12 protein-coding genes and 2 pseudogenes are annotated in these 10,588 nt (G+C 67.3%); 7 read left to right on the top strand and 7 right to left on the bottom strand.

All coding sequences use genetic code 11. From position 1 onward, the window contains the following. The 4 genes and pseudogenes from A5764_RS22305 to A5764_RS22290 all read left to right on the top strand — a co-directional run. A pseudogene (locus tag A5764_RS22305) lies at positions 1 to 310 on the top strand (dihydrodipicolinate reductase); the annotation flags it as partial. Beyond that, positions 307 to 804, top strand: a complete 498-nt coding sequence (locus tag A5764_RS22300; RefSeq protein WP_255361122.1) for a VOC family protein — start codon at positions 307 to 309, stop codon at positions 802 to 804. The pseudogene A5764_RS22305 and the gene A5764_RS22300, both read left to right, overlap by 4 nt. Next, positions 801 to 1,574, top strand: coding sequence for an SDR family NAD(P)-dependent oxidoreductase (locus tag A5764_RS22295; RefSeq protein WP_067117311.1), 774 nt, complete (start codon positions 801 to 803; stop codon positions 1,572 to 1,574). The genes A5764_RS22300 and A5764_RS22295 overlap by 4 nt, the downstream gene beginning before the upstream one ends. After that, positions 1,571 to 2,179, top strand: coding sequence for a TetR/AcrR family transcriptional regulator (locus tag A5764_RS22290; RefSeq protein ID WP_067117308.1), 609 nt, complete (start codon positions 1,571 to 1,573; stop codon positions 2,177 to 2,179). Before A5764_RS22295 ends, A5764_RS22290 begins: the two co-directional genes overlap by 4 nt. Positions 2,180 to 2,203: 24 nt before the next feature. Here A5764_RS22290 and A5764_RS28535 read toward each other — a convergent pair whose 3' ends face one another. The 6 genes and pseudogenes from A5764_RS28535 to A5764_RS22265 all read right to left on the bottom strand — a co-directional run bounded on the left by A5764_RS28535 (position 2,204) and on the right by A5764_RS22265 (position 7,223). Continuing rightward, positions 2,204 to 2,446, bottom strand: coding sequence for a hypothetical protein (locus tag A5764_RS28535; protein ID WP_156664813.1), 243 nt, complete (start codon positions 2,444 to 2,446; stop codon positions 2,204 to 2,206). A gap of 32 nt (positions 2,447 to 2,478) precedes the next feature. Then, positions 2,479 to 3,451: pseudogene (locus tag A5764_RS30165) on the bottom strand (LLM class flavin-dependent oxidoreductase). A 1-nt stretch (position 3,452) separates the two neighbouring features. Next, positions 3,453 to 3,932 carry a VOC family protein gene (locus tag A5764_RS22280; protein ID WP_156664812.1) on the bottom strand — a complete coding sequence of 160 codons (480 nt, stop codon included), beginning with the start codon at positions 3,930 to 3,932 and terminating at the stop codon, positions 3,453 to 3,455. 9 nt (positions 3,933 to 3,941) lie between these two features. Beyond that, a complete protein-coding gene (locus A5764_RS22275; RefSeq protein WP_067117302.1) occupies positions 3,942 to 4,691 on the bottom strand; it encodes an SDR family NAD(P)-dependent oxidoreductase in 750 nt (249 codons plus the stop codon). Then, complete coding sequence (locus A5764_RS22270) at positions 4,688 to 5,938, bottom strand: MBL fold metallo-hydrolase (RefSeq protein WP_067117299.1); 1,251 nt, start codon at positions 5,936 to 5,938, stop codon at positions 4,688 to 4,690. Before A5764_RS22270 ends, A5764_RS22275 begins: the two co-directional genes overlap by 4 nt. 13 nt (positions 5,939 to 5,951) lie before the next feature. Further along, the gene (locus tag A5764_RS22265) at positions 5,952 to 7,223 is read right to left on the bottom strand and encodes a sulfotransferase (protein ID WP_067117296.1); all 1,272 of its coding nucleotides are present in this window, start codon (positions 7,221 to 7,223) and stop codon (positions 5,952 to 5,954) included. 54 nt (positions 7,224 to 7,277) lie between these two features. On the opposite strand from A5764_RS22265, the gene A5764_RS22260 reads away from it, so the two are divergent. After that, positions 7,278 to 8,177: a helix-turn-helix domain-containing protein gene (locus A5764_RS22260; RefSeq protein WP_067117293.1), complete on the top strand. Its 900-nt coding sequence runs from the start codon at positions 7,278 to 7,280 to the stop codon at positions 8,175 to 8,177. Here the strand turns inward: A5764_RS22260 and A5764_RS22255 are convergent. Further along, complete coding sequence (locus A5764_RS22255) at positions 8,167 to 8,553, bottom strand: DUF2237 family protein (protein ID WP_067117290.1); 387 nt, start codon at positions 8,551 to 8,553, stop codon at positions 8,167 to 8,169. The genes A5764_RS22260 and A5764_RS22255 overlap by 11 nt on opposite strands. A gap of 269 nt (positions 8,554 to 8,822) precedes the next feature. Between A5764_RS22255 and A5764_RS22250 the strand changes: the two genes are divergently transcribed. Then, positions 8,823 to 9,212 carry a hypothetical protein gene (locus A5764_RS22250; RefSeq protein WP_067117288.1) on the top strand — a complete coding sequence of 130 codons (390 nt, stop codon included), beginning with the start codon at positions 8,823 to 8,825 and terminating at the stop codon, positions 9,210 to 9,212. Between the two features lie 176 nt (positions 9,213 to 9,388). Then, positions 9,389 to 10,549 carry a cellulase family glycosylhydrolase gene (locus A5764_RS22245; RefSeq protein WP_067117285.1) on the top strand — a complete coding sequence of 387 codons (1,161 nt, stop codon included), beginning with the start codon at positions 9,389 to 9,391 and terminating at the stop codon, positions 10,547 to 10,549. Positions 10,550 to 10,588: the final 39 nt, after the last annotated feature.

The raw sequence follows: 10,588 nt of genomic DNA, 5'->3' as shown, positions 1-10,588 counted from the left end.
CATCACCGCGGCGGTCAACTGGCTGATGGGTGAGGAAAATCTGGATCCGCAGTGGAACTTCGGCGCGCCCGGCGAACGCTTCGAGGTCGAGATCACCGGCGACCCCGACGTCAGCCTCACCTTCAAGGGACTGCAGCCGCCGACGATCGCCGAAGGGCTGCAACGCAACCCGGGGGTGGTGGCGACCGCCAATCACTGTGTCAACGCCATCCCCGACGTGTGCGCCGCCGAGCCGGGCATCAAGACCTACCTCGACCTGCCGTTGTTCGCCGGGCGCCCGGCTCCCAAGCTTGCAGCGCACAGACCGTGACGAGCGTCCTGGACGACGTGTCGTTCTGCCACCTCGTCATCGGAGTGACCGACATGGACCGCGCCCTGGCTTTCTACCGCGGTGTGCTGGGCATGGACGTCGTCTTCGAAACCCTTATCTCCGGAGAGCCTTTCGACGCCGTCCTGCACGCCACCCGTAAGCAGGAGGGCAGGGTCGTCGGCGGCTTGCTGGGGGGACTGATGGTGGAGCTGCTATCGCTCGGGAGCAAACCCGCGGACAAGCCGGCACGCCGCGGCGTGACCGGGATCCACAACATCTCGCTGTCCGTGCGCGACCTTGATGAGACCCACCGCCGCGTCACCGCCGCCGGCTACACCCCCGACCAGGAGCCGTTCGAAATCGGCGGGGTGCGAATGTTTTTCGTCAAGGACCCCGACGGCACGCCGGTCGAGTTCATCGAACTGCCCAACGGTGCGCGCAGTACCTACGAGCTGCACCGCAGCATTCCGCTGCGCATCGGGCCGTCGGCATGACCTACTCGCATCCAGAGTCGATGCGCGGCCACGTCGCGATCGTCACCGGCGCCGCCCAGGGCGTCGGCAAGGGCATCGCCACCGCACTGCTCGAACGGGGCGCGTCGGTGCTGCTGGTCGACATCCAGGGCGACGTCCTGAGCGCCACCACCGAGGAGCTCCAGGGATTGGGTCGCGCCGAGAAGCTGGTCGCCGATCTTCGCGACCCGGACAACGCTCAGCGGATCGCCGCCGCCGCAGTCGACGTCTTTGGCGCCGTGCACGGTTTGGTCAACAACGCCATCGCCACCAACGAGCCCAAGGCGTTCGTCGACATCACCGTCGGCGACCTGGCCCTCGGCTACGACGTGGGCCCCCGCGCGACGTTCCTGCTCATGCAGGCCGTGCACCCGCTGATGGTCGAGGCGGGTGGCGGTTCGATCGTGAACCTCGGCTCGGGGACGGGCACCGGGGGCGAGCCCAAATGGGGCGGGTACGCGGCGGCAAAGGAGGCCATCCGCGGACTGTCCAAGGTGGCCGCCCTGGAGTGGGGACGCGACAACATCCGCGTCAACGTCATCTGTCCCTTCGCCGAATCCGACGGCGTCAAGCTGTGGAAGCAGTTTGCCCCTGACGACTACGCGAAGGCGGTGCGGCGGGTTCCGATGCGCCGCATCGGCGACGTGCGCACCGACGTCGGAGCGTTGGTCGCGTTTCTTCTCGGCAGCGACGCGTCGTTCATCACCGGGCAGACCATTCACGTCGACGGCGGAATCGGTTCCTTCCGGTGAGCGAGGGGTCGCTGCGGGATCGGCAGCGCGCGCAAATCCGGGCCGACATCATGCGCGCGGCGTTCCGACTGTTCATCGAGCGGGGCTACGACGCCGTGACGACGGAGGAAATCGCCACCGCCGCAGGCGTTTCGCCGCGCACATTCTTCCGGCACGTGCCGACGAAGGAGGACCTGCTGCTCGGCCCGGTCCACCATGGCGGCGCCGCCATCGTCAACCTGCTCGAGCAGCGACCGGCCAGGGAGTCGCCGGACGTCGCCCTGATCAATGCGATCGTCGGGCGGATCCGCTCGTTCGACGAGAGCGACATCCAGCAGTGGCGAGAGGCCCTGCTGGTCGCTCCAGGGCTGCTCGACAAGGCCACGATCCACACGCCCGGCGACAAGGAGCGGGCGGCCAAGTTGATCGGCGGGCGCATGGGCGTGAACGCCGACGACGACATCCGGCCCGCGCTGCTGGTCCAACTGGCCTTTGCGGCGGCCGATTTCGCCTTTCAGCGGTGGGTGCGCCAGCCCACGCCCCCGCGCCCGCTGGATCTCTATGTCACCGAAGCTCTGGAAGCCGTCAAGGGCCGGCACTGGAAGAAGGCGGACGAGCGGACCTGACCGGACCCGCCCCCGGGGGTCGGGCTATCCGCCACCACCTCCAGCACCACCACCGGCACCGCCGCCCGGCGCATTCCCGTTGCCGCCGCCGACGTATGGACCCTGCGGCGCCGTCGCCGGTGCGGGCGGCGCCGGGCTCGACGACGTCGGAGTCGCCGGCGCGGCCGGCGCGCTGGGCGCCATGGCGCCCGGGCCGGCGCCAAGCGCCAAACTCAGCGCGGCGGCGCCGCCGATCAATGAAAATGCTCGTTTCGCTTTAGCTTTCATGCGTCTTCCATACCCGTTATCGGGGTGCACAATCAGGTGAGCTGGGGCAGGACCGTGTCGGTGAGCAGCTGAACCGACTTCCACGCCTCCTCGACGGGCATGCCGCCGACGAGCGGGTGCATGACGAGCGGCCCATACTCGTCGGCATCATTCAGCTCGGCAATGAGTTGCTCGGGGGTCAGGAATCGGTATCGTCCCGACGCCCTGACCTCGTCCAGCGTCCGAACTCCGGGCAGATGCATGAGCGAACGCTGCTCGGTCGACCATTCGCCGTAAGTGACCGCCTCCCAAAGGATGTGGCCGCCGAGTTCGGCCCACGCCCGGTCCGGATCCTCATGCAGGAAAATCATTCCGCGGTTGACCGGTCCGGGCATCAGGATGAATGACTTGGCGCCGGCCTCCGAGCACAGCCGGCTGTAGTAGGCGGCGATTTCGGGCAGGTGATCGGCCAGGCTGAGCGGCAACCCGAACCGCGCAGCGCGCCGCGCCGTGGCGCGTGAGCCACCGCCGACGTACAGCGGTGGATGCGGCCTGGTCCACGTACCCATGCAGACTCCGGCCTCCGTATCGGCGCCGGACCAGACCGCCAGCATCCGCTCGACCAGGCCGTCCATCAGTTCGCCCCGCCGGCCGAAATCGACTCCGAGCGAGTCGTATTCGACCGTGCGATAGCCCAGGCCCCACCGTGGTGTGCAGGCGGCCGCGGCTCATGTTGTCGACGAGCGCGATGTCTTCGGCGAGGCGGACGGGGTTCCACAGCGGTCCCAGCGCACAGTCCACGCTCGCGATCAGCGTCGTGGTGCGGGCCAGGAACATCGCCGCCGCCATGATCGGGTTACAGCTCCAGCCGTGCCCGGTCGCGTGATGCTCGTCGACGCTCACCGAGGTGAACCCGTGCGACTCGCCCCACTGCGCGAGTTCGAGAGCGGCAGTGAGCAGTTTGCTCTGCTTGCGCGGGTCTCCGTGCGGGGAGGCGAAGTTGAACCGCAGCACCGTCAGCAGCATGTCATGCCTGCGGCGGCGCCGCGGACCGCAGGAACGCGGGAAAGTCGGGAAACAGCGCGCGGTCGACGATCTCGATGCGGGTGCCGAACTCGTCGACGTAGTAGGCGAACAGCGCAAGATCAGGAGGGGAGACGTCGGCGGTGGCTTCGAACGCGAAGCCGTTGTCTTCCAGACTGCGGGCGGCCTCGGCGAGGCTGTCGGTGAAGTAGCCCAAGTGATGGACGGCGTTGCCCTGGGCCGCCGCCCACGGGCTTCCGGGAACCTCCTGGATCAGTTCGACGTGCGGGGCCTGCAGGGAGTAGACGAACGTCGAGGTGAGTTCGCGGGTCCCCGCTGCGGTGCGGAACGGCAGCGTGTAGGTGAGCGGCTTGATCCACCGGTAGCCGGCCAACGCGGTCAGGCGGGCTATGGCGGCCTCGAGGTCGGGCACGACGATGCCGGTGTGGTAGAAGTCCTCGGGCCGCAGCGCCAATCCCATCAGTGCCTCATCTCAGACGCAGTCCGATGCCCCGTCGACGACGAACAGCGCGCCGGTGGTGTAGCTACTTTGCTCGGTGCACAAAAAGGCCACCGTCGGGGCGATTTCGGCGGCGGATCCCAACCGCTGCAACGGGATATGGGCCAACTCCGCGGCCACGAGCTCGGGCGCGGCATGCATGGGCGCGGTCATCGGCGTGTCGATCGTGCCGGGGGCCACCGCGTTGACCCGGATTCCTTTGGTCGCCCATTTGGCGGCGAGGTTGCGGGTGATGCAGACCATGCCGGCTTTGGCCGCGCCGTAGCCGGGCACGAGGGGGACGGCTCGCAGCGCCGACATCGACGCCAGGTTGACCACGCTGGCGCCGCCCGTCGCGGTCGACGACCTCAGCGCGCGGTAGAGCCCGACCGTGAGCCGGTAAGGGCGGGTCAGGTTGAGGGCGACCGCCGCCTCGAAGCCGTCCGGCTTCGATTCGTCAAGGCCGCCAGGGAAATTCGCGCCCGCATTGTTGACGAGCACGTCGAGGCGGGTGAACGCCTGCGCCAACGCGTCCACCGACTTGTGGTCGGTGATCTGCAGCTGGTGATAGGCCATCCCGGACAGGTCGGTGTCGTAGTCCGCGGCGGCGGGTTTGGTTCCGGTGATGGTGACCTCGGCGCCGGCGTCGCGAAACAACGTCGCGGTGGCATGCCCGATCCCGCTGGTCCCGCCGGTGATGAGGGCCGCCGTTCCGGTGAAATCGAAGCTGACCCGCGACGTCATGGCTTCCTCGCTAGTTGGTTCCTCAGCCAGGCTCTTTCCCAGAAGTTGGTGCTGTCGGCCAGCAGCCTTTCATGGGCCTGCCGCAGCACCTCGCGCGCCCCCGCATGGTCGGTGGGCACCAGCTCGGCAAGGTGGATGGCCTGCACCGGCCGGCCGGCGCTCAGGTGTTCGCGCGCCCGATCCACCAGCGCGTCGGCGCCGGCCAGCTCGACCACATCGGGGGCGACGGCGTCGAACCCGACCGGGTAGAGCTCGGTGGTCGACCGGTGGTGGAACCAGCCCGAGTAGTTCTCCCAGATGGCCCGCACGTCCCAGTCGACCTTTCCGTACCCTTGGCCCACTTCGTATTCCGGGGGCAACGTGATCTCGCGCATCAGGGTCCCGACGTCCTTGCCGGCGTTCATCCCGGCGACCGTCGCATCGTGGATGTACTGGATGGCGTTGCGCAGGCGGGTCAACTCGGCATCGATGCGCTCGGCGCCCGCGATCGGATCGAAATGACCGGTCACCAAGAGGTCGGGCCGCAGTTCGCGCACCCGTTCCACCGACGCGATGGCTGTCAAGGCGTCCCGGTATCGGTCGCCGCGAATGGTGACGAGGTTGGGAATATGCCCGAACACCGGGCCGAAGGTGTTTCCGCACAGGCATATTCGTTCCTCGGGAAGCCACACCACCAACGAGTCGGTGGTTTCCCCGCCGGGCACGGAGATCAACTCCATCCGCCTGCCGCCGACCTCGAGGGTCAGGGTGTCGTCGAAGTCGAGATCGACGATGGGAACGCTCTGGCCCGGCAGGCGGGTGGTGCCCAGCCGGCGCTGGATGGCCTGGACGCCCGTCGCGAGGGTGTCTTTGAAGGCGAAGGCGCTGCGGCTGGCGCGGTACGGGATGAGGCGCTCGTTGTCGTCACGCCACGCGGTCCAGTTCGCCTGCGCCACAACGGTGGTGTCCGGGTCGCGCACACTGTCCAGGCCGCCGACGTGGTCGACGTGTCCCTGGGTGAAGATGACGTAGCGCACCGGCGAAGGGTCGACGGCGTCGAAGTTGGCGCGGTGCACCGGCCCCTCGAAACCCATCCCGGTGTTGACGATCACCCGGCCGTCGCCGGTGGTCAGCAGGTAGGAATTCGACAGGCCGGGCGAACACCAGAGTCCCCGCGCCACTTGCTCGGCCCGTTCTGCGCAGGCCGGGCCCATCGCGTCGGCGCCGGGGCGGCTGCGATAGATCGGCTCAAAGTCTTGGGTGCCCATGGATGCTGTCTCCTCATTCCGGGCGGACGTCGAACCGCTCGAAGTAGAAGTCGAAACGGCCGCGAAGCTCGCCGGGTGACATGCCGAAGTGCCGTTGCAGGTCGTAACGGATGCGGCCGTGTTTGCCGCGGGGGTTGCCCTCCAGATAGCTCTGAAAGCAGCCCCGCACCTTCGGTGTCAGTTCCACCCCGCCACAGTCGTAAAGCCGTTCCAGCAGCGGTATTTCGTTGCCATTGAGGTGATGGAAGCCGATGTCGATGCTGCGGTCGGCCGGCACCAGCTCGCGGTCACGCACGCATGCGCTGAGTAGCCGGTGCACCCGGTCGCTCCAATAGTCCAGCAGCCAGCCCGGGTCGATGCTGGTGCGGCGCAGCCGATCCGAGTAGGCCATCATCGTGATCGCCGACTGGATCACCGCGACGGGGTCGCGGTGGGTGAACGCCACCGTAGCGTCGGGGAAGGTCGCCATCAGCGGGGCGAGCTGTTCGCAGTGCTGCGGGCTCTTCAGAATCCAGGTCCGCGGCCCGCGCAGGAACGTCAACGCCTGCAACACCTTCTTCATGTACGCGTAGTGCTCGGTTTGGTCGAGGCCCAGGTAGTAGTCCCGCCAACCCGGAACCCGCGCATGCCATTCCAGGACGTAGGCCGCCAGGTCGAGGTCGAGGAGTTCGACCTCCTCCTCGATCGCCTCGGGGAACCGGTCATGCATGGCGGCCACCACCGGGGCGCTGGCCATCAGCGCGTCGTGCTCGGACTTGGCCTGGGCGTAGCGGGGGTCGATCCCGAAGGTGTCGGGGCCCTGGCCCCGTGCGGGTATCGGCTCCTGGCTCTCCCAGTACGGCAGCGCGCGCCGGCGCGGATCGGCGGCAATGAGATTCACCAGATGCGTGGTCCCCGATCGCGGCATCCCGACCACGATGAAAGGCTTCTCGATCGGGATCGACTCGATTTCCGGATACCGCTTGACGAGGTCGGTCAGCGACAGCCGGTTGCGCAGCAGGCGAACCATTCGCTGCCGCAGCGACGAGCGGGTGAGCTGGGTCAGCCCGTCGTCGGCTTCGATGGCGGCCACGTGCGCGGTCAGCCGGTCGCCGAACCCGTCGGCGGCGTCCAGGTCCGCGCCCACGCCCGCCTGTTCGATCGCTTCGGCCAGCATCGCGTCGAGGTCGAAGTCGACGCGCCTGGCCTCGGTGAATTCCAGGATCTGACGCTGGACCTCGGTCAGCCGGGGCGACGACAGGTCGTCGAAGTCGATGTCGTCAACGTCGCCGACCGCAGAATCCACGCGATCGCCTCCTCGACATTTACTGTGTCGAATATTCGACGTAGCGTTCGAAATATGACACAGACGCTAGACCCGGCCGGGAGCGCTCGTCAACCCTCTTCGCCGCCGACCGAGCGGGTGGTCGCGATCATGCGGCTGCTCGGTTCCCAGCCCACGCGGGCGTTCACCCTCGCGGAGATCACCCGCGAGCTTGCCATCAGCCGGGCCACCGGCCACGCGATCCTGGCCTCGCTGGTCGCCCACCGCTGGGTTGTCCGCGATGGCGCGTCGGCCACCTACTGCTGGGGACCGGGCATCGCGGCGTTGGCCAAGCCGGCCAGCGACCGGATCTTTCACGGAATCCTGCAGGAGCTGGCCGAATCGACCGCGACACAGGTTTTTCTGGCGCGCCGCGACGCCAACGCCCTCGTCGTGGTTGATGCTGCCGGCGAGTCCGCGTCCGGCATGCGAATCGACCGCGGACTGAGCATGCCGTTGGTGGCGCCGTTCGGGCGCGACTACATCGCCTGGAGCGCCGCTGGCGCGCAGCGGGCCTGGCTGGAGGGCATCGGCAAGCCGTCTACCGCGCTGCAGCGACGAATGACCGCGGTGCTCAAGGAGATTCGCGACCGCGGATATACCGTCGAGCGGCTCAGCCGCGAATACGTGCGGGTGTACACCGCGCTGCGCGCGCTCGGCGGCGACGCAGAACCCGACGCCATTACGGCACGGCTTGCGCGCGCGTTCGCCGACCTGACGGTGATTGACGTGCTGCGCGAGGAGCTGACCGGCGCCGGTACGCACAGCGTCGCCACCATTTCCGCTCCAGTCCTCAATGAGGACGGGGTAGTCGCGATGTCGATCAGCGCCGCGCCGTTCGCCGATCTGGCGGCGGCCGGGGTGGAGAAGCTCGGCGAGCAGGTGCGGGCCGCCGCGCGGCGGATCGAGGATCAGCTGGCCGGCGCTACAAGTTAGCCAGGTCGTCGGGAACATCGACCTTGTGTTCCTGCAGCGTCTCGAGGGGAACGACCTCGAGCGTGCGCTCGTGCGTGGACGCCAACACCACCGGCGCCGCGCAACCGTCGTGGTGAGCCCGAAGCCAGTTGAGCGCGGTGACACACCAGCGATCGCCGGGCAGCAGCCCCGGAAAGCGATATTCGGGGACCGGCGTCAACAGGTCATTGCCGATGGAACGCTGGTGCTCCAGGAATTCCGCGGTCATGACGGCACAGATGGTGTGCCGTCCGAGGTCCTCGGGCCCGGTGGAGCAACAACCGTCTCGGTAGAAACCGGTGAGTGGGTCCGTGCCGCAAGGTTCCAGCGCGCCCCCCAGCACGTTGCGTTCAGCCACGCATTCAGTATCGCGCCCAAGGGCACGAAGATTGAAGGCTCTTCGCCATCCACGTCGCATCGAATTGGTGCCGGGCTGGTGCAAGTCACTATCCCGCCGTCGATAGCCAATATGCGAATAGTCATCGAGCGGTCTGACCCCTCGCCCACAGACCGACCGATGACTTATGCGATAGTAGCAGTCGGCTATTATTTTCTTCTGTTATATTCGGCACACCTTGACCGAGTTCTCCGGTGTCCGATCGACCAGTAGCACGGTAGGTTCTGCGTGTGAGGCTCACCGGTGCTTTCCTGGCGGAAGCCGCCGCGACGGTAGACCAAAAACTCAACGTGCAAGGCGGCCTGCTTTCCAAGTTCACGGTCGGACCGGACCGGTTCGCCCGGTTTGTGCTCGTGGTGCTGACGCAGCCCGACAACAACGGTTGCACGGACCGTCGGGTTGACGTAGAGATCAGGCCGCCCACGCCTGACGCGCCGGTGTACAAGTGGTTCGAGGCACCGGAAGCCGCTGTGGGCGAATTCCCGGGATTCGCCTTCTTCGAAATCGACGCCAGGCTGCCGTCTGACGGCCGCTGGGCGGTCGAGGTGACCTGCGGCGGCGCGGGGGTCTCGCTGCCCCTGGTCGTGAGCAGCTGGACACCGTCCGCACTCGACATTTAGCACTCTGATCCGTTGCGCGCCAACGGCTTTGGCGCGCCGCGCAGCACCGTACACTGGAACGCCTGACCAAAACCGCTTGGTCACAACAAGATAACAATCCACCCACCTCCGACACACTGTCGCGACGCGCTGCGCAAATACCGGGGACAGGGCCTCGGGAAATTTATCGTCAATTCGTGCACCGTCGAACGGCCCTGAAATTCCCCTTGCTGCTGGCGGCGGGCACCGCTTTGGCACACCTACCGCGCGCCTCCGCCGAACCCCCACCGCGCTCCTCCGGGGAGTTGAACCGGTGGTCGGCCGACCGTGCCACTCGTTGGTACCAAGCGCAAGGCTGGCTCGTCGGCGCGAACTACATTCCGTCATACGCCATCAACCAGCTCGAGATGTTTCAGCCGGGGACCTTCGACCTACGGCGCATCAACACCGAGCTGGGCTGGGCCCGGTCGTACGGTTTCAACAGCGTGCGGGTTTTCCTGCATGATCAACTGTGGGCGCAGGACGCCCGCGGGTTCCACAATCGTCTGGCCCAGTTCGTCAGCATCACAGCGAGTCACGGCATCCGGCCGCTGTTTGTCTTCTTCGACTCCTGTTGGGACCCGTTCCCCAAGCTGGGTCCGCAGCGGGCGCCGAGGCCCGGTGTGCACAACTCGGGCTGGGTGCAGAGCCCCGGCGCCGAACGCCTCGGCGACCCCGGCTACACCCGCGTCCTGCAGGACTACGTCACCAGCGTGTTGACCCAATTCCGCAGTGACAACCGGGTTCTGGGGTGGGACCTGTGGAACGAACCCGACAACCCCGCGCGCGTCTACGCCAAGGTCGAAAGGAAGGACAAGCTGGAGCGGGTGGCCGAGCTGCTCCCCCAGGTGTTCCGCTGGGCCCGTGCCGTCGATCCCAGCCAACCGCTGACGAGCGGCGTGTGGCGCGGTCTTGACCAGGGCGAGCAAGCCGGCCGCAGCCCGATCAGCGACATCCAGCTCAACAACGCCGACGTGATCACCTTCCACTCCTATGCCGAGCCGGCGGGCTTCGAGTCGCGGATCGCCGAGCTGGCGCCGCTGGGCCGGCCGATCATCTGCACGGAGTACATGGCCCGTCCGCAGGGCAGCACCATCGAGAGCATCCTGCCCGTGGCGAAGCGCCGCAACGTCGGCGCGTTCAACTGGGGTCTGGTCGCGGGAAAGACCCAGACCTACTTCCCGTGGGACTCCTGGGATCATCCCTACACCGCGCCGCCCAAGGTGTGGTTTCACGACCTGCTTCAACCCAATGGACGTCCGTATCGGGACAGCGAATTCCAGGCGGCTCGCAGCCTGACGAGCGGCCAGCCCACATGAAAGCGCCCGTGAGCTGCGCTGACGGTTAAAAACCTTGGC

The organism is Mycobacterium sp. 852002-51057_SCH5723018 (assembly GCF_001667035.1).
Taxonomy (GTDB): domain Bacteria; phylum Actinomycetota; class Actinomycetes; order Mycobacteriales; family Mycobacteriaceae; genus Mycobacterium.
Note: the sequence above shows the minus strand (reverse complement) of the source record. Positions and strands in the feature narration are given on the sequence as shown.